This window comes from Streptomyces sp. NBC_00193 (genome assembly GCF_026342735.1).
In the GTDB taxonomy this organism is placed as follows: domain Bacteria; phylum Actinomycetota; class Actinomycetes; order Streptomycetales; family Streptomycetaceae; genus Streptomyces; species Streptomyces stoeckheimensis.
On record NZ_JAPEMM010000001.1, the window covers coordinates 2239379 to 2260324 of the forward strand.

Here is a 20946-nt window from a genome sequence, read left to right on the forward strand (position 1 = left end):
CGTTATCGCCCCGGCGCGGTGCCCGGTGCCGCGGAGTCGCCTTCGGCGGCGGGCGGCGGCGCCGGGGAGTCGGCGGACTCCGGGGAGGCTTCGGGTTCCGGGGAGAGCGCGGGTTCCGGGGAGTGTGCGGCTTCCGGGGTGACTTCGGGTTCCGCCGGCTGCACGATGCGTACCGCGTCCCTGAGCGCCTCGCGCTGTTCCGCCGACATCATGCCGAAGAAGGCCACGAGGGCGGCCGCGGGGTTGTCGCTCGTCGACCAGGCTTCGTTCATCAGTGCGGCCGAGTAAGCGGCCCGGGTGGAGACCGCCGTATATCGATAGGCGCGGCCTTCCGCTTCGCGGCGGACCCAGCCCTTCTGATGAAGATTGTCCATAACGGTCATGACCGTGGTGTACGCGATGGACCGTTCCTGCTGCAGGTCTTCCAGGACTTCGCGAACGGTGACCGGGCGGTTCCACTGCCACACCCGCGTCATGACTGCGTCTTCGAGTTCTCCCAAGGGGCGAGGCACAGCAGCACGATAGTGCGGGTTGTGGTGAATTGCGCGGCTATCCGGGCGGCAAGGCGCAACAAAATCGGGCGTACGGCTTCGGAAGCCGTACGCCCGTCCCCCGGCGAGGGGGGGCTACTTCTGGGGCTGGGACTGCTGAGCGGCCTCGGCGCGGGCGAGCACGGCGTCGACGGCCGCGTCCTCCTTGGCCTTGTTGGCACCGCCCTGGCTCTTCACGATCGTCACGACGAGCGCGATGAAGAACACGGCCATCACGAAGGGGGGCACGAGCGCGGAAACGTAGTCCATGCCCCCAGCCTAGCTACCCGACCGCGCGCCCGGCCTCCGGGGGCGGGCTGGGCTTGCGGCGCGGCGGGAAGACCTCGCCCGGAGTCGGGATGGGGCGGCCCGGACGGTCGTCGGGGCGCGGTTCGGGCTTCGGCCGCGCGGGGTCGCCCTCCTTGTCGGAGCCGCCCCCTTCGGTGCCGCGCGGGTCGGCGGCCCGCGTGTCGGTGCCGCCCGCGAGGGTCAGCAGCCGGGTGCGCGGCGCGGGCGCCGTGGACAGCCTGCGGCGTACGGAGCGCTCCGCGATGGTCTGGGCCCGCTCCAGCAGGGCGCCGGCGACCGGGTTGGCGCGCAGCGCCCGGAGGGCCGCGAGGTCGTCCGGCACCGGTTCGTAGCCGGCGGCCAGGGCGTCCTGCAGCAGCTCCAGGTAGCCGGTGAGGCTGCCGGGCAGGGCGGCTCTGTACCGCGCCAGGTCGGCCAGGAGGAAGGCTCTGAGCCTCCCCGCCTCCTGGACCGCGTCGTCCACCGACGCCGCGAGGCGCAGGCAGTCCTGGACCTCGACGGCCGTCAGAGGGGCCGTCGAGGACTGAAGGGCGTGAGCGAGCGAGCGCCTGAGCACGTGAAGCTCATCGGCACCGAACGCCATGCCGCCGCGGGATCCGTAGGGCGTGGGCATGGGCCGAAGATACGCGCTAATCGGACAAAATCCCTTGAGTGGACACGTACAGGGCGCGTGTCGGGAGGCGGGCTAGTCCGGCTGCTTGACCACGCGCAGGAAATCGGCCCAGGCGGCCTGGGTGGTGGCGAGGACCAGGTGGGCCGGGTCGGCGCGGTCCGCCACGCGGACCAGGGTGCCGGGGGCGGCGCTGACGTACACGCAGTTGTCCCCCTCGCCGCAGAACGAGGACTTCTGCCAGGCGGGCCGAGCGTTCATGGCGTCTCCTCCGGTCACAGGCGCTGTGGCGCCGTGGACGGGCTCCCGGTATTTCTCGTGGGGCGAAGGTAACCCCACGACGGCCGCGCTCCGACCATTTCCGGGGAAATTGTCATGGCGGGCGTCAGGACGCGGTAAAGGCCCGGAGAGCCGATCGGGGGCCCGGCCCGTGGCCCGTGGGACCGGAGCGGCCCCCGGCCTCCGGAGGGAGGGCGGGGGCCGTCGCGTCGGGCGGGGCAGCCTCGTCAGCCGAAGGCGGGCGCGTTGCGCTCGTAGACCAGCCTCAGGCCGATCAGGGTGAGCCAGGGCTCGTGGTCGTCGATGGCCTCGGCCTCGCCGAGGACGATCGGCGCCAGGCCGCCGGTGGCGATGACGCGGACGTCGTCCGGGACGCCGTTCGGGCCGGCCAGCTCCTTGGCCATGCGGTTCACGATCCCGTCGACCTGGCCGGCGAACCCGTAGACCACGCCCGACTGCATCGCCTCGACCGTGGACTTGCCGATGACGTTGCGCGGGCGGGCCAGCTCGATCTTGCGGAGCTGGGCGCCCCGTACGCCGAGGGCCTCCATGGAGATCTCGATGCCCGGGGAGATGACCCCGCCGACGTACTCGCCCTTCGCGGAGACGGCGTCGAAGGTGGTCGCCGTACCGAAGTCGACGACGATCGCGGGACCGCCGTAGAGCTCGGCGGCGGCGACGGCGTTGACGATGCGGTCCGCGCCGACCTCCTTCGGGTTGTCCATCAGGATCGGTACGCCCGTCTTGGTGCCGGGCTCCACGATCACCGCCGGGACGTCCCCGTAGTAGCGGCGGGTCACCTCGCGGAGCTCGTGCAGCACCGCCGGCACCGTCGAGCAGATCGCGATGCCGTGGATGCCGTCGCCCAGTTCGTTGCCGAGCATCGGGTGCATGCCCATCAGGCCCTGCATCAGCACGGCCATCTCGTCGGCCGTGCGGCGCGGGTCGGTCGAGACGCGCCAGTGCTCGACGATCTCGTCACCGTCGAACAGGCCAAGGACCGTATGGGAGTTGCCCACGTCGATGGTGAGGAGCATCGGTTACACCGCCTCGCGCAGATCGAGGCCGATGTCCAGGATCGGGGAGGAGTGGGTGAGCCCGCCGACGGCGAGGTAGTCGACGCCGGTCTCGGCGTAGGCGCGCGCGTTGTGCATGGTGAGGCGGCCCGAGGACTCCAGGACGGCGCGGCCGTGGACCAGCGCCACCGCTTCCTCGGTCTCGATGGGCGTGAAGTTGTCGAGCAGGATCAGGTCCGCGCCCGCGTCCAGGGCCTCGCGGACCTGCTGGAGGGTGTCCACCTCGACCTCGATGGGGAGGTCGGGGAACTGCTCGCGCACGGCCTTGAACGCCTCGCGGACGCCGCCCGCCGCGATCACGTGGTTGTCCTTCACCAGCGCCGCGTCGGACAGCGACATCCGGTGGTTGACGCCGCCGCCGCAGCGGACCGCGTACTTCTCCAGGCAGCGCAGGCCGGGGGTGGTCTTGCGGGTGTCGCGGACCTTGGCCTTGGTGCCCTCCAGCTCGTCGGCCCAGGCGCGGGTGGCCGTGGCGATGCCCGACATCAGGCAGAGCAGGTTCAGCGCGCTGCGCTCGCCGGTGAGCAGGTCCCGGGTGCGGGCCCGTACGGACAGCAGCACCTGGCCGGCCTCGACCCGCTCGCCGTCCTCGACGTGCCGCTCCACCTCGAAGGTGTCGGTGCACACGACGGAGAGCACGGCCTCGGCGACACGCAGGCCTGCGACCGTGCCGGCCTCGCGGGCGGTGAAGTCGGCCGTGGCGACGGCGTCCTCGGGGACGGTGGCGACGGTGGTGACGTCGACCCCGCCGTCGAGGTCCTCGGAGATCGCCATGTGCGCGATGTCCTCGACCTCGATGGGGTCCAGGCCCGCGTCCACCAGGAGCTGGGCGAGCGCCGGGTCCAGGCCGGTCTCCTCGCCCTCGCCGCAGGCGCAGCCGTCGCCGCAGCCGCCGCCCTCGCTCTGGTCGAGGAGCGGGAGCTCCTCGTGATCGTGGGTGGTGTGGTCGTGCTCGTGCGTGCTCACGGTTACCGCTCCAGGCTGTCGGTGCTGCGGGTGCTGTCGGGAGTGTCTGTGCTCAAGGGGATCCGTACGGACGGGAAGTCCGCCGAGTCGGTGGTGGTGACGACCAGGGCCCGGCGCTCGGTCTCCGACAGGCGGACGACCAGGTGGCGCCGCCAGTCCGCGTCGTCCCGGTCGGGGTGGTCCTCGCGCCAGTGGCAGCCGCGCGTCTCCGCGCGCCGCTGGGCGGCGGCGACCAGCACCCGGGCCACGCACAGGAGGTTGGTGGCCTCCCAGGTCTCGGTGCCGGGCACGGCCGTCTTGCCCCGGGTCTCCAGCTCCGTCAGCGCCGTCGCGTACAGGGCTTCGAGCGCGGCCGCGGCCCGGCGCAGCGACTCGGCGGAGCGGAGCACGCCCGCGCCGTCGGTCATGATGCGCTGGATCTCGTAGCGCGCCTCGGCGGGCTGGAGGGGGCCGGTGGCCGGGACGGGGATGCCGGGGCCGGTGCCCACGGGCGGGTTCCCGATGATGTCGTCGGCGATGCGCTCGGCGAAGACCAGGCCCTCCAGCAGGGAGTTGGAGGCCAGCCGGTTCGCGCCGTGCACTCCGGTGCAGGCGACCTCGCCGCAGGCGTACAGCCCGGGGACGGTGGTGCGGCCGTGCAGGTCGGTCCGTACGCCGCCGGAGGCGTAGTGCGCGGCCGGGGCGACCGGGATGGGCTCGGTGACCGGGTCGATGCCGTGCGAGCGGCAGGCGGCCAGGATGGTGGGGAAGCGCTGCTCCCACATCTCGGCGCCGAAGTGCCGGGCGTCCAGGTACATGTGCTGCGTGCCCTGCTCCTGCATGCGGCGCATGATGCCCTTGGCGACGATGTCGCGGGGGGCGAGCTCGGCGAGCTCGTGCTGGCCGGTCATGAAGCGGACCCCGTCGGCGTCGACGAGGTACGCGCCCTCGCCGCGGACGGCCTCCGACACCAGGGGCTGCTGGCCCTCGGCGTCGGCGCCGAGGAAGAGCACGGTGGGGTGGAACTGGACGAATTCGAGGTCGGAGACCTCGGCGCCGGCGCGCAGGGCGAGGGCCACGCCGTCGCCGGTGGAGACCGACGGGTTGGTGGTCGCGGAGAAGACCTGGCCCATGCCGCCGGTCGCGAGGATCACGGCGGGCGCGTGGACGGCGCCGACCCCGTCGTGCTGGCCCTCGCCCATGACGTGCAGGGTGACGCCCGCGGTACGGCCCTGCGCGTCCAGGAGCAGGTCCAGGACCAGGGCGTTCTCGACGGTCTCGATGCCGGCGGCCTGGACGGCCTCGACGAGCGCGCGGGAGATCTCGGCGCCCGTGGCGTCCCCGCCGGCGTGCGCGATGCGGCGGCGGTGGTGACCGCCCTCGCGGGTCAGCTCGATCTCGCCGGTCTCGGCGGAGGTGTCGAAGACGGCGCCGGTCGCGATGAGTCGGCGTACGGCGTCGGGGCCCTCGGTGACCAGGAGCCGGACTGCGGCCTCGTCGCACAGGCCGGCGCCGGCGACGAGGGTGTCGTCGAGGTGCTGCTCGGGGGTGTCCCCGTCGCCGAGGGCGGCGGCGATGCCGCCCTGGGCCCAGCGGGTGGAGCCGTCGTCGAGCCGGGCCTTGGTGACCACGACGGTACGGCGGCCCGCGGCCGCGCAGCGCAGTGCGGCGGTCAGTCCGGCGACTCCGGACCCGACCACCACGACATCGGCGTCTACGGACCAGCCGGGCGCCGGGGCGTGGAGCCGTATGCCGGTGCTGGTGCCCGCGGTGGCGGGGCCTCTGCCTGGGGTGCTCACGGTTGTGCTCCGAACTCCAATGGGATGTTGTCGATCAGCCGGGTCGCGCCCACCTTCGCGGCGACGGCCAGCACGGCCTGACCGGTGAAGCCGTGGCCGGCCTCGGTGAAGTCCTGGGGGTCCACCAGCGCCAGGTAGTCCAGGACGAGCGGCGGATCGTGGCGGCCCGCCTCCTCCAGGACGTGCCGCGCGGCGGCCCGTACGGCCTCCGGCAGCCCGGCGCCGGCCGCGGCGACGGCGTGCGCGTCGGCGGAGGCGCGGATCTCGCCGAGCCGGGCCAGGCCGGTGGCCCGCTCGTCGCCGGCCGGGGGCGCCTGCGCCTCGGCGCGGGCGCGCAGCGCGGACTGCGCGGCGAGGCGGTCGCGGCCGGCGAACAGGGCGCGGGACAGCGCGAGGGCGGTGCCGCGCTCCTTGGCGGAGAGGTAGCGGTTGCGGGAGGACAGCGCGAGCCCGTCCGGCTCGCGGACGGTCGGTACGCCGACCACCTCCACGGGGAAGTTCAGGTCGGTCACCATCCGCCGGATCAGCGCCAGTTGCTGCGCGTCCTTCTGGCCGAAGAAGGCCAGGTCGGGGCGGGTGAGGTGGAGCAGCTTGGCGACGACGGTCAGCATGCCGTCGAAGTGGCCGGGGCGGGTGGCGCCTTCGAGGCGGCCGCCCATCGGGCCGGCGGTGATCCGGACCTGGGGGTCGCCGCCGGGGTAGACCTCGTCGACGGCCGGGGCGAACACGGCGTCGGCGCCGGCCTCCTCGGCGATGAGGAGGTCGGCGTCGAGGGTGCGGGGGTAGCGGTCGAGGTCCTCGTTCGCCCCGAACTGGAGGGGATTGACGAAGACGGTCACCACGACCTGGCCGGTGGGGCCGACGTGCTCGCGGGCGGTGCGGACCAGGGTGGCGTGGCCCTCGTGGAGGGCGCCCATGGTCATGACGACGGCGCGGCGGCCGGCGGCCTCGGCGGTGGTGCGTGCCAGGCCGTGCAGGGCCTCTGCGGTGTCGAGGAGGATCACAGTTCGCCGCCTTCGCGTCCCTCGGGGCCGGAGATGGGATCGTCCGCGCCGTCGGCGAGCACGCCGAGGAGGTCCTCGGCCAGTTCGGGCTTGAGCAGACCGTGCGCGAGGGCGCGGTCGGCGGTCGTACGGGCCATCGCGAGGTACCCGGCGACGGTGCCCGGTGCGTGCTTGCGCAGCTCCGAGACGTGCGCGGCGACGGTACCGGCGTCACCGCGGGCCACCGGGCCGGTCAGGGCGGCGTCACCGGAGCGCAGGGCGTTGTCGAGGGCCGCGCCGAGGAGCGGGCCGAGCATCCGGTTCGGGTGTTCGACGCCCGCCTTGGCCAGCAGTTCCATCGACTGGGCGACCAGGGTGACCAGGTGGTTCGCGCCGAGGGCGAGGGCCGCGTGGTAGAGCGGGCGGTTCACCTCGGCGATCCACTCGGGCTCCCCGCCCATCTCGATGACCAGGGCCTCGGCGGCGAGCCGCAGCTCGTCCGGGGCGGTCACCCCGAAGGAGCAGCCCGCGAGGCGCTGCACGTCGACCTCGGTGCCGGTGAAGGTCATCGCGGGGTGCAGGGCCAGCGGGAGCGCGCCCGCACGGCGCGCGGGGTCCAGCACCGAGACCCCGTACCGCCCGGAGGTGTGGACGAGGAGCTGTCCGGGGCGGACCGCGCCGGTCTCGGCGAGGCCCTCCACCAGGGACGGCAGGGCGTCGTCGGGGACGGTCAGCAGCACGAGGTCGGAGACCTCCAGCACCTGCGCGGGAGACACGACGGGCACACCGGGCAGCATCCGCTCGGCCCGGCGCCGCGAGGCGTCGGAGACACCGGACACGGCGACGGGACGGTGCCCGGTCTGCTGCAGGGCACAAGCCAGCGCGGGGCCGACCCGGCCGGCTCCGACGACACCGACGGAGAGCCGGGCGGGGCGCTCCGCCTGGGGGGCTGTGTTCACGCGGGGGAGGCCTTCCGTTCCGTTCCGGTCCGCGGGGGGTACCGGACGATACGCCGCCATGCTAGCTGCTGGCGTGTGGGCCGGTCGGCGATGATCGGGGGATGAACCAGGACACGGAGCGGACGGCGGCGGGGCCCGGCTCGGAGCCGGGCGGGCGCGGGGGGCCGGGGGCGGCGCCGGACCGGCACGCGGAGCCGGGGGCGGGGGCGGAGCCCGGCAGGGGCGCGGGTGCGCAGCGGATCGCGGAACCGGACGCTGCAGCCGAACGTGCCGCAGGCGCGGACCAGGGCGCCGAGCGCGTCCCGGACGCGGCCGGGGAGCAGGCGGCCGGTCGGGTGACGAGCACGCACGCGGAGGGTGGCCCGGACGGGGCTGCGGACGACTCGGCAGCGGACGACGTGGCTGCGCGGATGGTGGTGGCCGGGCGGGGGGCACGGCGGAAGCTTTCGGACAGTCTGCGGGAGGCCACGGTCGGCGAGCTGCTGGCGGAGTTGGGCGGGCTGGCCCCGGACTCCGACGAGCCGGGTGACATCTACGGCAACGGTGTCGTGGAGCGGCTGGAGCGTCGGGTCGCGGAGTTGCTCGGCACCGAGGACGCGGCGTTCTTCCCGAGCGGGACCATGGCCCAGCAGATCGCGTTGCGCTGCTGGGCCGGCCGGACCGGGAACCCGGTGGTCGCCCTGCACCCGATGAGCCATCCGGAACGGTGGGAGGGCGGCGCACTGTCGGTCGTCTCGGGGCTCCGGACCGTCCACCCGACGGGCGAACCGCGCCAGCCGACCGCGTCCGAGGTCGCCGAACTGCCGGAACCGTTCGGAACCCTGATGCTGGAGCTTCCGCTGCGGGACGCGGGCTTCCTCCTCCCCACCTGGGAGGAACTGTCCGCCCTGGTGGACGCCGCGCGCGATCGGGACGCGGTGGTGCACTTCGACGGAGCCCGGCTCTGGGAGTCGACGGTCCACTTCGGCCGGTCGCTGCCGGAGATCGCGGCGCTGGCGGACTCGGTGTACGTCTCCTTCTACAAGTCCCTCGGCGGCCTCAGCGGGGCCGCCCTCGCCGGCTCGGCGTCGCTCGTCGCCGAGTCGAAGGTCTGGCGGCACCGGTACGGGGGCCAGATCTTCCGCCAGTTCCCGGCCGCGCTGTCCGCCCTGGCCGGGCTGGAACGGGAGCTTCCGGCGCTTCCCTCCTACGTGGCCAAGGCGCGGACGGTGGCGTCCGCCCTGTCCTCGGCGCTCGCCGCGGCTCCGGAGGTGCCCTGGTTCCGGGTCCACCCGGAGGTGCCGCACACCCACCAGTTCCAGGTCTGGCTCCCGTACGACGCGGACCGCCTCACCGAGGCGGGCCTCCGCCTGGCGGAGGAGACGGGCACGGTCCTGTTCCGCCGCTGGTCCCCCGACGGGCCGCCGGGCCTGTCGGTGACGGAGATCGAGGTCACCCGCCCGGGCCTGACCTGGACGGAGGCCGACGTATCGACGGCGGTGGCGGACTTCATCTCCCGCCTGTAGCCCGGACGGCCGGGGCGGTGGCCGCCTGCAGCCGGGGCCGCTCGCCGGGGCGGCGGCAGGGCCCGGAGGGCGGGCCGGTGATCAGGTCTGGTGGCGGCGGGTCAGCCGGCGGTGGAGGGCCGAGCGCCAGGGGTGGTGGCCCGGGGCGCCGTCGAGGACGGCCCGGAACTGTTCGTAGGCGCGGACCGCGCGCAGGACGGCCACGTCATCCTGGCCCGGTGGCGGGGGCATCGGGGTGCCGTGCTGCGAGGCCCGGTAGGTGTCGACGAGGTACTGCTCGATCGCGGTCATGTATCCACCCTGAACCTGCGGGGGTGCGGTGCGCGCGCTGGTTGACCGATGGCGTCGATCGGCCCCCTGGGGGCGGGCCTCCGCCCCCGCCGGCGGTGGTGCAGCGGCCGCTGCGCGGGGCGAAGCCCCCGACCCACCCTTCCACCGTTCCCAGGGCCGGCCCTGCCCCGGTCCTCAAACGCCGGACGGGCTGAAAGCGGGGCCCCGGGCTGCGCCCGGACCCCCTGGGGCTCCGCCCCAGACCCCGGTCCTCAAACGCCGGACGGCTGAATAGACCCCGGGCCGCCTCGAACGCCGGACGAACTGGAGGGGCCCCGGGCTGCGCCCAGACCCCTGGGGCTCCGCCCCAAACCCCGCGCCTCAAACGCCGGACGGCTGAGACTTCCCCCGGTGGGGCTGGGGACGCGGCACGGGTCGGGGACGGGGACGGGGTGGGGTGTCGGCCGGGACGTAAAGCGTGATTTGTGGCGCGGGAGCAGGCTTCGCCCTGTCGGAGTAGAGCGGGGGGCGCCTAAATCATGCAGTCCAGGCCGACACCCCACCCCGGCCCCGTCCCCGACCCACCACCGCAGCCCAACAGACACCACCACACCCCCAGCCCCGCCGGCGATTGAGGCGCAGGGGTCCGGGGACTGGTCCCCGGCAACGGCGCCGCACCGCGGGCGGGATGCGCCGGGTGGGGGAAGGGGGCGTGGCCTGGCGCCCGAGCACGCCCCGCGACGGCAGAATGATCCGATGAGCGTCACCATCGACATCACCGGGCTCCCCGCGGAGCGGATCGGCTTCGCGCCGTCCCCCCTCGCAGAGCTCTGCATGGCGTTGCACGCGCTCTCCCAGCCCGGGCACCACCCCGGGCTCGCCTCCTGGACCTCCACCACCGCCGCCGCGCTCGATCCGGACCTCGCGGACCGGCTGCTGGAGGGCGATTTCATGTGGCGCAGCTCCTTCGCCGACCTGTTCATGGCCTTCGCCGGGATTCCCGGCGGGTCCGGGCTGCCCGCCCCCACCCTGGCCGCCGAGCTCGACGTACTCGACCGGCTGGACGACGAGCGGTTCGTGACGGCCGCCCTGGAGCACTGCCGTCTGGCCCTCTACAACGACGGCGACGGGCCGTCCCCGCTCACCGATCCGCTCGCCCGGGCGAAGGCCCTGGAGACGGCCTCCGCCCGCGGGCCGCAGCAGCTGGCCTTCGCCGTGCGGGTGCTCGACGACACCGCCGGTGTCCGGGTCTGGCTGCGCCGCCTGATCGAGGACTGCGACGAGGCCTTCTTCGCGGAGACCTGGCGCCGCATCGAGCCCCGCCAGAGCGCGGACGTCCGGCACAAGACGGAGGTGCTGCGCCGCAAGGGGCTGCCCGCCGCCCTCAAAGAGGTCTCCTCGGCGCTGAGCGTCGACGAAGGACTGACCACCGTCACGGTGGACAAGATGGTCCACGGGTCCACGACCGCGACCGATCCCCGAATAGGCGACGGCCTGCTGTTCGTGCCCACGAACTTCGGCTGGCCCCACCTGCTGGTGCTGCACGCCCCCGGCTGGCGTCCGGTGATCCACTACCCGCTCGGCTCTCCCGAACTGGCCTCCTCACCGGGGTCGGTGGAGCTGTTGCAGCGGCGCATGGAGGCACTGGCCCATCCGGTGCGGATGATGCTGTGCCGCAATCTGGCGCGCGCCCCGTACACGACCGGCGAGTTGGCGGCCGCGCACGGGATCACCGCCCCGGAGGTGTCCCGTCATCTGACGGTGCTGAAGAAGGCCGGGCTGATCCAGACCCGCCGCCAAGGGCGGTACGTCCAGCACCAGCTGGATCTGGCGGCGGTCGCGCGGATCGGATCCGACTTCATCGAGGGCATCCTGCGCTAGCCCCGCACCCGCCCCGCACCCGCCCTGCGGCGACTCCGCGGCGACTCCGCGGCGACTCCGCGGCAGTCGTGCGGCAGTTCGGTGGGCCGCGCATGCACGGGCAGCGGGCGGACAACCGGCAAAAAGCGGGCACTGGCCTGAATTCGACGGCTCAGATGCTCCGATATACGGATTTCACAAACCGGAATCAGTGAAAAGTCTGGCCATGGCCGCCACTTGATGTCTAACGTGCGTCCACCGCTCCCGCTCCCCGCTCCTCCACCCGACGCAACGCACCTGACCTGGGTCTGCATCCGCGTCCGCTTCGCCGCACCCTCGCACCCTCGCACGCCCCATGCCATACGCCGAAACGCCTTACGCATGCGCTCGCGCATCTGCCGTGGAAGGACTTTCATGCCCTCACGCCGTATAGCCGCAGCCACCGCCGCCCTGGCGGCCGCGGCCCTCGTCTCCCCGCTGCTGCTCGCCGGGCCGGCCGGAGCCACCGGCAGCCCGCAGAGCGACGCCGCCCGGGCCGACGCACTGGCCCGCAAGCTGGTCAAGGACTCCACCGGCAAGGGTGCCAACAACCACCTGAAGGTCTTCCAGGCCATCGCCGACTACAACAAGGGCACCCGCGTGGCGGGTTCCAAGGGCCACGTCCAGTCGGCCCAGTACGTCGAGCTCGTCATGCGCGCGGCCGGATACAAGGTCACCAAGAACGAGTTCGAGTTCGTGTACGTCGAGACGGTCGCCGAGACCCTGAAGGTCAACGGCCCGGCCGGCCGCGACGTCCCGATCAAGCTGATGACGTACACCGCCAGCGGCCCGGCGAACGGCGTGACGGCACAGATCGCCGTCGCCCCCGTCGACGCCGACGGCACCAACGGCTGCGAGCCCGCCGACTTCGCCGCGGGCGCCTTCACGGGCAAGGTCGCGCTGATCAAGCGCGGCGGCTGCGCCTTCGCGGTCAAGCAGCAGAACGCGGCGGCGGCCGGTGCGGCCGGCGCGGTGATCTACAACAACGCCGAGGGCGCCCTGAACGGCACCATCGGTTCGGCCGACGCGGGCAAGATCCCGACCGGCGGCGTCACGCTGGCCGAGGGCCAGCGGCTCGCCGCCGACGCGGCCGCGGGACCGGTCGAGGTCACGCTCGACATCCGCGAGTTCCGGGAGAACCGCAAGACGTACAACGTCGTCGCGGAGACGCGCGGCGGCGACGAGAACAACACCGTCTTCCTCGGCGCGCACCTCGACTCCGTCGCGAAGGGCCCGGGCATCAACGACAACGGCTCCGGCTCGGCGGGCATCCTCCAGGTCGCGCAGAAGCTCGCGAGCAGCCAGACGAAGATCAAGAACAAGGTCAAGTTCGCCTGGTGGTCGGCGGAGGAGTTCGGCCTGCTCGGCTCCGAGGCGTACGTCGACGGGCTGACGGAGGAGCAGAAGAAGAAGATCAAGCTCTACTTGAACTTCGACATGATCGCCTCGCCGAACGCCGCGTACTTCGTCTACGACGGCGACGACTCGGACAAGGTCGGCTCGGGCCCCGGCCCCGAGGGCTCGGCGCAGCTGGAGAAGGGGATCAACGACTTCCTCGACTCCAAGAGCATCCCGCGCGAGGGCACCGACTTCTCGGGCCGCTCGGACTACGGCCCGTTCATCGCGGTCGGCATCCCCTCGGGCGGTACGTTCACGGGCGCCGAGGGCATCAAGACGCCGGCGCAGGCGGCGAAGTTCGGCGGGCAGGCCGGGGTCGCGTACGACGTGAACTACCACGGCGCGGGCGACACCCTGGCGAACATCGACCAGAAGGCGCTCGACATCAACGTGGACGTCATCGCGGACGCGGTGGGTCACTACGCGTACGACCTGGCGCCGCTGTCGCAGCCGGTGCCGGCGCAGCCGACCGACGGCTCGGGCAGCGGTGGCGGCCTCCACGAGGGCCACGACCACGATTCGGAGTAGTCGGTAAGGGGGGCGGGTCGGGGCCGGTGCGCTGCGCCGAGTCCCCTACCCGCCCTTCCACCGTTTCCCCGGGCTGCGCCCGGACCCCCGCTCCTCAAACGCCGGAGGGGCCGGCTTTCGGCCAGCGGCCCACTCCCACCGGCTGGACCAGCCAGCCGAAGTCGCCGAGCCCGCCCCGCGCGGTGAGTTCCGCGGCCTCGCCCGCGCCCGACAGGGCCCGGACGTACGCCGCCGGGTCGGTGGAGGCCAGGGCCAGCGGGGGCCGGGCCCCCGAGACGCCGAGGGCCGCCAGTGCGTCCCGCTGGGTCAGCAGCAGCGCCCCCGGCCCCGCGCACGCGTCGAGCGCCACGTGCGCGGTGACGTCGCAGCTCCCGTCCGGCACGGGGGCGGTCTCCCGCCCGGCGCGGAATCCGGTCAGCGTCCCGAAGGGCGGCCGGGCCTCCCGGGTGTGGGCGTAGTCCACCGCGACCGCGAGCCCGCGCTCCACGGTCGCGACGGCCGCAGCCCAGGCCTCGTCGCGCGGCCGGCCGATCTCCGCCCGGACCGGGCCCGTGTCCGCCTCCGCACCCGCCTCCGCCTCCGTACCCGCGCCCGCGTCCGCCCCCGGCCACCACCGCTCCAGCCAGGCCCGGTCCGGACCGTCCAAGGGGCCGCCCAGGCGCTCCGTACCGTCCCTCGCGACCTCCACGTACCGCCCGTCCTCCGCGAGGTCCAGCGGTACGTTGTCGAGCCACTCGTTGGCGAAGAGCAGCCCCCGGGTCCCCCGGGGCGGCTCGCCCACCCACCGGATCCGCCCGTCGAGCCCGGCGGGCCGCTCCGCGCGTTCCACCCCGTACGGACGCACCCGCGCGGCCGTCTCCGGCGGCAGCGCCGCCAGCACCCCGGCCAGCAGCTCCCCCCGCCCGGCCCCGACGTCGACCAGGTCCAGCTCCTCCGGGCGGCCCAGCTCCCCGTCCACCCACAGGAGCAGCCGGGCCACGGCCTGCGCGTAGAGCGGCGAGGCATGCACGGACGTGCGGAAATGCCCGGCGGGCCCGGGCCCGCCGGGGCGCACGTAGAAGCCGTCGGGGCCGTACAGCGCCCGCTCCATCGCCGTCCGCCAGCGGACCGGAGCCGCCTGTCCCGTGCCTTCACCCTGAGTGCTCATCGCTGAAAGGTTATGGTCGCCTCCACCTCGGGTAGTACTCGCGCGTCGCACGGATCGCCCCTCTGGTTGACTCCAGCACCTATCGGCTGTCCCTACTCTGGGTTACGTGCAGCGCCTCTACGATTTCCTCCGCAGACACCCGACGGGCGTCGACAGCTTCTGGGCTGTCCTCTTCTTCGGGTTCTCGATGGCCGTCGTCGCCTCGATGCACGAGGGCACCACCGCCGCGCTGCTCGCCACCCCCTGTGTGGTGGCGCTGAGCAGCGCCGTCGCGCTGCGCCGCAAGTGGACCGTCCCGGTGTTCTGGCTCACCGTCGCCACCGGCCTCTACCAGCTGGCCATCGGCGCGGACGCGAACTTCTACGACGTCGCGATGCTCCTCGTCCTCTTCACGGTCGCCGCCTCCGACGTCCCCCGCTGGGTCTCGCGCACGGCCCTCGGCTGGGGGCTGAGCGCCTCCGCGCTGTACTTCCTGCGCAACGGCGTGGACAAGTCGAACTCCGCCACCGACAACCTGCTCTTCGTCGTGTTCATGATGATCCCGTTCGCCCTCGCCTGGGTGATGGGCGACTCCCTGCGCACCCGCCGGGCCTATTACGCCCAGCTCGTCGAACGCAACCAGCGCCTGGAGAAGGAGCGCGCGGCCCAGGCCAAGGTGGCCGTGGCCGCCGAGCGGGCCCGGATCGCCCGCGAGCTGCACGACGTCGTCGCGCACAACGTCTCGGTGATGGTGGTCCAGGCCGACGGCGCCGCCTACGTGATGGACGCGGCCCCCGAGCAGGCCAAGGAGGCCCTCCAGACCATCTCCGGCACCGGGCGCCTGGCCCTCGCCGAGATGCGCCGGCTGCTCGGCGTCCTGCGCACCGGCGAGCCGCAGGAGTCCGAGGACTACGTGCCGCAGCCCGACGTGGAGCAGATCGAGGTCCTGGTCGAGCAGGTACGGGCGGCCGGGCTCGCGGTGGACTTCGAGGTCGAGGGCGCCCCGCGCAAGCTGCCCAGCGGCGTGGAGCTGACGGCGTACCGGATCGTCCAGGAAGCGCTGACGAACACCCGCAAGCACGGCGGCCCGGCCGCGAAGGCCAGCGTCCGGCTCGTCTACTTCGACGACGGGCTCGGCCTGCTCGTCGAGGACGACGGCCGTGGTGCGGCCCACGAGTTGTACACGGACGGCGGCGCGGACGGCGCCGGACACGGACTGATCGGCATGCGCGAACGCATCGGTATGGTCGGAGGCACCCTCGACGCGGGCCCCCGGCCCGGTGGCGGCTTCCGGATCAGCGCCCTGCTCCCCCTGAAGAAAAGGTGACCATGTCCTTCCCCACCGGCCCCTCCTCCGGCTCCTCCATCCGCGTGATGCTGGTCGACGACCAAGTACTGCTGCGCACCGGTTTCCGGATGGTGCTCGCCGCACAGCCCGACATGGAGGTCGTCGCCGAGGCCGGCGACGGCCTGGAGGCGCTGGAGGTGCTGCGGGCCACCAAGGTGGACGTGGTGCTGATGGACGTCCGCATGCCCCGGCTCGACGGGGTCGAGGCGACGCGCCGCATCTGCGAGCCCGAGGAACACCCCAAGGTCATCATCCTGACCACCTTCGACCTCGACGAGTACGCCTTCTCGGGCCTGAAGGCGGGCGCGAGCGGGTTCATGCTCAAGGACGTCCCGCCGGGCGAGCTGCTGGCCGCGATCCGCTCGGTGCACAGCGGCGACGCGGTCGTCGCCCCGTCCACGACGCGCCGGCTGCTGGACCGGTTCGCACCGATGCTGCCGTCGACGTCGGCGGAGCCCCGGAACAAGGACGTCGAGCGGCTGACGGAGCGCGAGCGCGAGGTCATGATGCTGGTCGCCCAGGGCCTGTCGAACGGCGAGATCGCCGCCCGCCTGGTCCTGTCGGAGGCCACGGTCAAGACCCACGTGGGCCGCATCCTGACCAAGCTGAACCTGCGCGACCGCGTCCAGGTCGTGGTCCTGGCGTACGAGACCGGGCTGGTCCGCGCGGGCGGCGGGGCGGGATAGTCCCACCCCCGGCGGCGGCGGAGCGGGCTCGCCCCACCGCCGCCCGGCGGGGCGGGTAGTTGATCCGGTCGTATCCGCCGTTGCGGCTGAGGACGGTGTCGTTGCCGCCCCGCCCGTCGAAGGTGAGGGTGACCGCGTGCCCGGCCTGAACCGCCTGGGACCGCGTGCCCGCCCGGACCTCAGGTCATCCAGCGGTCCGGCCGGGCCGCCGCGCGGGAGGTGCGGGAGCGGGCCGCCTGGGCGTGGAGCAGTTCGGCGGCCTCTGCCGCCCCGCGCAGCCGGGCCGTGACCGTGCCGTTCGCGCCGGTGTCCACGTGGACGTCGGCCACCCCGCGGGCACGCTCCCAGGGGCCCTGGGACAGCCGCACGCTCTGCACCTTGGCGTGCGGGACGATCTCCGTACGCCGGCACAGGCGGCCGTGGCGGGCCGCGAACACGTCCGGGGAGACGGCCAGGCCGTACCCCTTCCACCACACCGGCACCACCCAGCGCGATCCGCTCCGCGGCGACGGCTCGAAGACGAGGCCCCCGAGGTCGACACCGGGCAGCACCCGCGCGACGACGGCGTGGGCGGCGGCCCGGGTGGCCACGGGGACCAGCACGTTGTTCTTCGAGCCGGCCACCGCCAGCTCCACCCGGACCCAGCCGCGCCGCCGCCACAGCAGCGGCTCGACGATCCGTACGGTCTGCACGCGCCCCGGCGGCACCGTCTCGTGGGCGCGGTCGAGCATTCCGTGGTCGAGCCGGAGCCCGTCGGGGGACTCGGCGACCCGCCAGTCGTACTCGGCGAGGAAACGGCCGGCGCTCGCCGCCCACATGGCGCCCAGCACCGGGAGCAGGGTGGCCATGGCCACCCAGGGGCTGGAGCTGAACCACCCCACGAGCAAGGGGCCGACGATCCCGCCGGCCAGGATCGCCCAGGTGGTCAGGGTGAGCAGCAGGGACATCGCCAGATCGCGCGGCCCCACGCGGAGCAGCTCCCGCTCGGGGGCCTCGCCCAGGAGCGGGGCCTCGGCCGGGGTGAAACCGGCCGCACGGGCCAGCAGCTCGGCGCGGAGCGAGACGGCGTCCTTCTCCGCGAGGAAGGCCAGCTCGTCCTTGGCCTCGGTGCCGATGACGTCGAGCCGCAGCTTGGCGACGCCCGCCAGGCGGGCCAGCAGGGGGCGGGTGACGTCCACCGCCTGGATCCGGTCGAGGCGGATGTGCGCGGTGCGGCGGAAGAGGAGGCCGCTGCGGATGCGCAGTTCGGTGTCGGTGACGGCGTAGTGCGTGAACCACCAGCTGAGGAAGCCGTACGCGCCGAAGACGACGACCAGCGCGGCCAGCGCGAGGATCCGCAGGGCGGTGGAGACGGCCGTCACCCACTCGGTGACGTTCTCGCCCTGCTGGGCGACGATGCCGATGGTCGCGGCGATCGGGACCCAGGCCCGGCGCAGCGGGGTGAGGAAGTGCAGCCGCCGCTCCTGCCCGGCCCCCGGGGCGTCCGCCTCGCGGGACGGCGCCCCGACCGCGCCGGTGCCGGCCTCGGCAACGGTGCCGGCTCCGGCTCCGGCTCCGGCTCCGGCTCCGGCTCCGGCTCCGGCTCCGGCTCCGGCTCCGGCTCCGGGATCGTGCTCGGGGCCCGGCCCCGCCCCCACCGCCGGCGTCACAGCCCCGCCGACCTTGCCTCGCCGAGCTCCGTCAGCCGGTCGCGCAGCCGTTCCGCCTCCTCGGGCGCGAGTCCGGGGATCCGTGCGTCGGTGGCCGCCGCGGCCGTGTGGAGCTGCACGGAGGCCAGCCCGAAGCGGCGCTCCAGCGGGCCCGAGGTGACCTCCACCAGCTGCATCCGCCCGTACGGGACCACGGTCTGCTCCCGCCACATCACGCCCCGGCTGATCAGCAGGTCGTCCGCGCGCTCCGCGTACCGCCAGGACCGCCAGTTCCGTCCGAGCATCACCCAGCCCCAGACCAGGACCGCGAGCCACACCCCGCCGAGCGCCGCCCACCCCGGCCCGGCGGTCAGCCCCAGCACGACGGCCGTCACCACCGTGAAGAGGGACATCCACAGCGCCAGCAGCAGCCTGCGCAGCGACAGCAGCCCACCCGGCAGCCCCACCCACTCGGGCAGACCCGCCCGTCCCTCTGTCCCCGTGTCCATCCCCCCACCCTAGGCGCGCGGCCCCTCTCCCGGACCGGGCGTGCCGTGCCCGCCGCCCGACGCTCCCCGATCCGGAATCCGGACCGAGCGGCGAGCCGCTCCCACCGGCTGAGACAATGCCGCCATGACGGAGACCACGGTCGGCATCGGCGGCGCGGCGGAGAGCACCGACATGGTGCTCAACATCGGCCCCCAGCACCCTTCCACGCACGGCGTGCTGCGCCTGCGCCTCGTCCTGGACGGCGAGCGCATCGTCAGCGCCGAGCCCGTGGTCGGCTACATGCACCGCGGCGCCGAGAAGCTCTTCGAGGCCCGCGACTACCGCCAGATCGTGATGCTCGCGAACCGCCACGACTGGCTGTCCGCGTTCTCCAACGAGCTGGGCGTGGTCATGGCCGTCGAGCGGATGCTCGGCATGGAGGTGCCCGAGCGGGCCGTGTGGATGCGGACCCTGCTCGCCGAGCTGAACCGGGTCCTGAACCACCTGATGTTCCTCGGCTCGTACCCCCTGGAGCTGGGCGGGATCACCCCGATCTTCCACGCGTTCCGCGAGCGCGAGGAGCTCCAGGCCGTCATGGAGGAGATCTCCGGCGGCCGCATGCACTACATGTTCAACCGCGTCGGCGGCCTCAAGGAGGACCTGCCCGCCGGCTGGCTGGGCCGGGCCCGCGCCGCCATCGCCGACGTCAACACGCGCATGCACGTCTACGACGACCTGGTCCGCGGCAACGAGATCTTCCGCGCCCGCACCCGCGGCGTCGGCGTCCTGTCCGCCGAGGCCGTGCACGCGTACGGGGTCTCCGGCCCGATCGCCCGCGCCTCCGGCGTCGACTTCGACCTGCGCCGCGACGAGCCGTACCTCGCCTACGGCGAGCTCCAGGACGTCCTGAAGGTCGTCACCCGCACCGAGGGCGACTGCCTGGCCCGCTTCGAGGTCCTGCTGGAGCAGACCCACAACGCGCTGGACATCGCGGTCGCCTGCCTGGACCGGATGGCGGAGCTGGCGCCCGGACCGATCAACCAGCGGCTGCCGAAGGTGCTGAAGGCTCCCGAGGGCGAGACGTACGCGTGGACCGAGAACCCCCTCGGCATCAACGGCTACTACCTGGTCTCCAAGGGCGAGAAGACCCCGTACCGGCTCAAGCTGCGCTCGGCCTCGTACAACAACATCCAGGCGCTCGCGGTGCTGCTCCCCGGGCAGCTGGTCGCGGACATGGTCTCGATCCTCGGCTCGCTGTTCTTCGTCGTCGGCGACATCGACAAGTGACCGGCGCAGGCCCCGGGCCCGGGGCCTGCGCCAGGACACCCCCTAGGCTGCCCGCATGACCTCCGGCACAGCAGCAGGCCCGCACCCCGGCAGAGACGCCATGTACGCCGCCTACCTGCGGCGGCTCGGCATCGAGGAGCCCGGCGCGCCCTCCGTCGAGGGGCTGTTCGCCCTCCAGCGGGCGCACCTGGAGCGGGTCCCGTACGAGAACGTCGACATCCAGCTCGGCCGCGCCCCCGGCATCGACCCCGAGCTGTCGGCACGCCGCTTCGCCGCCGGACGCGGCGGCTACTGCTTCCACCTCAACGGGGCCCTCGCCGCCCTCCTGGACCACCTCGGCTACGAGGTCACCCGCCACGTGGGCGGCGTGTACAAGGAATCCCAGTCCGAAGACGCCCTGCGGGGCGTGAGCGGGGACCACCTGGCGCTCACCGTCCGCGTGCCGGGCACCGGGACCGGGTTCTACGTGGACGCCGGGCTCGGAGACGGCCCGTACGAGCCGCTGCCGCTGCGCGAAGGCCCGTACCGCCAGGGGTCCTTCGCCTACTCCCTGGAGCGGCTGCCCGGAACGGGCTGGCTCTACCGCCACCCGGGCAGCTCCGCCCCGCTCGTGAACTTCCGCGCGGAGCCCGCCGGGACGGCGGGAGCGGCCGGCTTCGAGGCCGAGCACGTCCGGCTGTCGACCTCCGCGGACTCCGGTTTCGTACGGACCTTCGCGGCCCTGCGGCGCGACGCGGACGGCATCGACGCCCTGCGGGGACGGGTGCTGAGCCGGATCGACCCGGTACAGGGGAACACGGAGCGGGTGCTCGACGGCCCCGAGGAGTTCTACGCCGCGCTGGAGGGCGTCTTCGGCCGCGCGCTCGACGACCTGAGCCCGACGGACCGCACGGCCCTGTGGACCCGGGTGAGCCGGGCCCACGAGAGCTGGGCGGCCGCCCGCGAGGCCGCCTCCGAAGCCGGCCGCGAGGGCTGACCCCGGGCCGCCGGACGGGCCGATGTCCGCGGGGCAGGGCAGACTTGGGGGATGTCCCTCTCACCCCGCCGGGCCTGCCCCTCCTGCGGCCGCGACTGCGCCGTCACCGCCGGCCGGATCGCCCGCCACGACCCGCCCGCCGGGCGGGGCCGCGGGGACCTCGTCTCCTGCCCCGGCTCCCGCGCCCGCGTGACCCTCGGCGCCTCCGCCCCCACCCTGGACGGCTTCACCCTGTCCCCGCTCCCGGGCCAGCTCCCGCTGTTCTAGGGGGTCAGCACCAGTAACGGCCGTGGGATAGCCGGATGTTGGGGAAACG

At 73.8% G+C, this 20946-nt stretch carries 21 protein-coding genes; 8 read left to right on the forward strand and 13 right to left on the reverse strand.

What is annotated here, in order from left to right; genetic code table 11:
• Nucleotides 1-2 precede the first annotated feature (2 nt).
• From OG898_RS09670 to OG898_RS09710, 9 genes are all read right to left on the reverse strand, one after another.
• Nucleotides 3-500 carry a BlaI/MecI/CopY family transcriptional regulator gene (locus OG898_RS09670; protein WP_266960163.1) on the reverse strand — a complete coding sequence of 166 codons (498 nt, stop codon included), beginning with the start codon at nucleotides 498-500 and terminating at the stop codon, nucleotides 3-5.
• Between the two features lie 126 nt (nucleotides 501-626).
• Entirely contained in the window at nucleotides 627-800 is a 174-nt protein-coding gene (locus tag OG898_RS09675; RefSeq protein ID WP_250752807.1) for a hypothetical protein, read from the reverse strand.
• 13 nt (nucleotides 801-813) lie between these two features.
• A complete protein-coding gene (locus tag OG898_RS09680; protein ID WP_250752804.1) occupies nucleotides 814-1452 on the reverse strand; it encodes a hypothetical protein in 639 nt (212 codons plus the stop codon).
• A 72-nt stretch (nucleotides 1453-1524) separates the two neighbouring features.
• Nucleotides 1525-1710, reverse strand: coding sequence for a DUF397 domain-containing protein (locus OG898_RS09685; protein ID WP_250752801.1), 186 nt, complete (start codon nucleotides 1708-1710; stop codon nucleotides 1525-1527).
• Nucleotides 1711-1955: 245 nt separating this feature from the next.
• Nucleotides 1956-2765: a type III pantothenate kinase gene (locus OG898_RS09690; RefSeq protein WP_250752787.1), complete on the reverse strand. Its 810-nt coding sequence runs from the start codon at nucleotides 2763-2765 to the stop codon at nucleotides 1956-1958.
• Between the two features lie 3 nt (nucleotides 2766-2768).
• On the reverse strand, nucleotides 2769-3770 hold the full coding sequence (gene nadC, locus OG898_RS09695; RefSeq protein WP_250752785.1) for a carboxylating nicotinate-nucleotide diphosphorylase: 1002 nt from the start codon (nucleotides 3768-3770) through the stop codon (nucleotides 2769-2771).
• A 2-nt stretch (nucleotides 3771-3772) separates the two neighbouring features.
• Nucleotides 3773-5548: an L-aspartate oxidase gene (locus tag OG898_RS09700; RefSeq protein WP_250752783.1), complete on the reverse strand. Its 1776-nt coding sequence runs from the start codon at nucleotides 5546-5548 to the stop codon at nucleotides 3773-3775.
• Nucleotides 5545-6549 carry a pantoate--beta-alanine ligase gene (gene panC / locus OG898_RS09705; protein ID WP_250752857.1) on the reverse strand — a complete coding sequence of 335 codons (1005 nt, stop codon included), beginning with the start codon at nucleotides 6547-6549 and terminating at the stop codon, nucleotides 5545-5547. The genes OG898_RS09700 and panC overlap by 4 nt, the downstream gene beginning before the upstream one ends.
• Nucleotides 6549-7550: a Rossmann-like and DUF2520 domain-containing protein gene (locus OG898_RS09710; protein ID WP_250752781.1), complete on the reverse strand. Its 1002-nt coding sequence runs from the start codon at nucleotides 7548-7550 to the stop codon at nucleotides 6549-6551. Before OG898_RS09710 ends, panC begins: the two co-directional genes overlap by 1 nt.
• A 350-nt stretch (nucleotides 7551-7900) precedes the next feature.
• Between OG898_RS09710 and OG898_RS09715 the strand changes: the two genes are divergently transcribed.
• The gene (locus tag OG898_RS09715) at nucleotides 7901-8995 is read left to right on the forward strand and encodes a low specificity L-threonine aldolase (RefSeq protein ID WP_250752854.1); all 1095 of its coding nucleotides are present in this window, start codon (nucleotides 7901-7903) and stop codon (nucleotides 8993-8995) included.
• 81 nt (nucleotides 8996-9076) lie between these two features.
• Here the strand turns inward: OG898_RS09715 and OG898_RS09720 are convergent, their stop codons facing one another.
• The gene (locus OG898_RS09720) at nucleotides 9077-9286 is read right to left on the reverse strand and encodes a hypothetical protein (RefSeq protein WP_266956178.1); all 210 of its coding nucleotides are present in this window, start codon (nucleotides 9284-9286) and stop codon (nucleotides 9077-9079) included.
• Nucleotides 9287-10021: 735 nt separating this feature from the next.
• On the opposite strand from OG898_RS09720, the gene OG898_RS09725 reads away from it, so the two are divergent.
• Nucleotides 10022-11146, forward strand: coding sequence for a DUF5937 family protein (locus tag OG898_RS09725; RefSeq protein WP_250754478.1), 1125 nt, complete (start codon nucleotides 10022-10024; stop codon nucleotides 11144-11146).
• A gap of 393 nt (nucleotides 11147-11539) precedes the next feature.
• A complete protein-coding gene (locus tag OG898_RS09730) occupies nucleotides 11540-13090 on the forward strand; it encodes a M28 family metallopeptidase (protein WP_250754476.1) in 1551 nt (516 codons plus the stop codon).
• A 94-nt stretch (nucleotides 13091-13184) separates the two neighbouring features.
• Here the strand turns inward: OG898_RS09730 and OG898_RS09735 are convergent, their stop codons facing one another.
• Nucleotides 13185-14237, reverse strand: coding sequence for an SAM-dependent methyltransferase (locus OG898_RS09735; protein ID WP_250754474.1), 1053 nt, complete (start codon nucleotides 14235-14237; stop codon nucleotides 13185-13187).
• Between the two features lie 106 nt (nucleotides 14238-14343).
• Between OG898_RS09735 and OG898_RS09740 the strand changes: the two genes are divergently transcribed.
• Nucleotides 14344-15543, forward strand: coding sequence for a sensor histidine kinase (locus OG898_RS09740; RefSeq protein WP_250754472.1), 1200 nt, complete (start codon nucleotides 14344-14346; stop codon nucleotides 15541-15543).
• 2 nt (nucleotides 15544-15545) lie between these two features.
• A complete protein-coding gene (locus OG898_RS09745; RefSeq protein WP_250754469.1) occupies nucleotides 15546-16250 on the forward strand; it encodes a response regulator transcription factor in 705 nt (234 codons plus the stop codon).
• 179 nt (nucleotides 16251-16429) lie between these two features.
• Here the strand turns inward: OG898_RS09745 and OG898_RS09750 are convergent, their stop codons facing one another.
• Together OG898_RS09750 and OG898_RS09755 are read right to left on the reverse strand one after the other, a co-directional pair.
• The gene (locus OG898_RS09750; protein ID WP_266956183.1) at nucleotides 16430-17899 is read right to left on the reverse strand and encodes a PH domain-containing protein; all 1470 of its coding nucleotides are present in this window, start codon (nucleotides 17897-17899) and stop codon (nucleotides 16430-16432) included.
• Complete coding sequence (locus OG898_RS09755) at nucleotides 17896-18387, reverse strand: PH domain-containing protein (RefSeq protein WP_250754465.1); 492 nt, start codon at nucleotides 18385-18387, stop codon at nucleotides 17896-17898. Before OG898_RS09755 ends, OG898_RS09750 begins: the two co-directional genes overlap by 4 nt.
• Nucleotides 18388-18511: 124 nt before the next feature.
• Here OG898_RS09755 and OG898_RS09760 point away from each other — a divergent pair, with 124 nt between their 5' ends.
• From OG898_RS09760 to OG898_RS09770, 3 genes are read left to right on the forward strand one after another with little or no spacing between them, the layout of a single operon-like run.
• On the forward strand, nucleotides 18512-19654 hold the full coding sequence (locus OG898_RS09760) for an NADH-quinone oxidoreductase subunit D (protein WP_250754463.1): 1143 nt from the start codon (nucleotides 18512-18514) through the stop codon (nucleotides 19652-19654).
• 55 nt (nucleotides 19655-19709) lie between these two features.
• Nucleotides 19710-20630, forward strand: a complete 921-nt coding sequence (locus OG898_RS09765; RefSeq protein WP_266956186.1) for an arylamine N-acetyltransferase — start codon at nucleotides 19710-19712, stop codon at nucleotides 20628-20630.
• A gap of 51 nt (nucleotides 20631-20681) precedes the next feature.
• Nucleotides 20682-20897: a hypothetical protein gene (locus tag OG898_RS09770; protein WP_266956188.1), complete on the forward strand. Its 216-nt coding sequence runs from the start codon at nucleotides 20682-20684 to the stop codon at nucleotides 20895-20897.
• The last annotated feature ends 49 nt before the right edge of the window (nucleotides 20898-20946 follow it).

Excerpts from the sequence above, each read along its gene's own strand:
- OG898_RS09720 (WP_266956178.1), bottom strand. The coding sequence starts at position 9,286 with ATGACCGCGATCGAGCAGTACCTCGTCGACACCTACCGGGCCTCGCAG.
- OG898_RS09765 (WP_266956186.1), top strand. The coding sequence starts at position 19,710 with ATGACCTCCGGCACAGCAGCAGGCCCGCACCCCGGCAGAGACGCCATG.
- OG898_RS09715 (WP_250752854.1), top strand. The coding sequence starts at position 7,901 with ATGGTGGTGGCCGGGCGGGGGGCACGGCGGAAGCTTTCGGACAGTCTG.
- OG898_RS09690 (WP_250752787.1), bottom strand. The coding sequence starts at position 2,765 with ATGCTCCTCACCATCGACGTGGGCAACTCCCATACGGTCCTTGGCCTG.
- OG898_RS09675 (WP_250752807.1), bottom strand. The coding sequence starts at position 800 with ATGGACTACGTTTCCGCGCTCGTGCCCCCCTTCGTGATGGCCGTGTTC.
- OG898_RS09770 (WP_266956188.1), top strand. The coding sequence starts at position 20,682 with ATGTCCCTCTCACCCCGCCGGGCCTGCCCCTCCTGCGGCCGCGACTGC.
- OG898_RS09680 (WP_250752804.1), bottom strand. The coding sequence starts at position 1,452 with ATGCCCACGCCCTACGGATCCCGCGGCGGCATGGCGTTCGGTGCCGAT.
- OG898_RS09685 (WP_250752801.1), bottom strand. The coding sequence starts at position 1,710 with ATGAACGCTCGGCCCGCCTGGCAGAAGTCCTCGTTCTGCGGCGAGGGG.
- OG898_RS09755 (WP_250754465.1), bottom strand. The coding sequence starts at position 18,387 with ATGGACACGGGGACAGAGGGACGGGCGGGTCTGCCCGAGTGGGTGGGG.
- OG898_RS09710 (WP_250752781.1), bottom strand. The coding sequence starts at position 7,550 with ATGGCGGCGTATCGTCCGGTACCCCCCGCGGACCGGAACGGAACGGAA.
- OG898_RS09760 (WP_250754463.1), top strand. The coding sequence starts at position 18,512 with ATGACGGAGACCACGGTCGGCATCGGCGGCGCGGCGGAGAGCACCGAC.
- OG898_RS09735 (WP_250754474.1), bottom strand. The coding sequence starts at position 14,237 with ATGAGCACTCAGGGTGAAGGCACGGGACAGGCGGCTCCGGTCCGCTGG.
- OG898_RS09745 (WP_250754469.1), top strand. The coding sequence starts at position 15,546 with ATGTCCTTCCCCACCGGCCCCTCCTCCGGCTCCTCCATCCGCGTGATG.
- OG898_RS09730 (WP_250754476.1), top strand. The coding sequence starts at position 11,540 with ATGCCCTCACGCCGTATAGCCGCAGCCACCGCCGCCCTGGCGGCCGCG.
- OG898_RS09725 (WP_250754478.1), top strand. The coding sequence starts at position 10,022 with ATGAGCGTCACCATCGACATCACCGGGCTCCCCGCGGAGCGGATCGGC.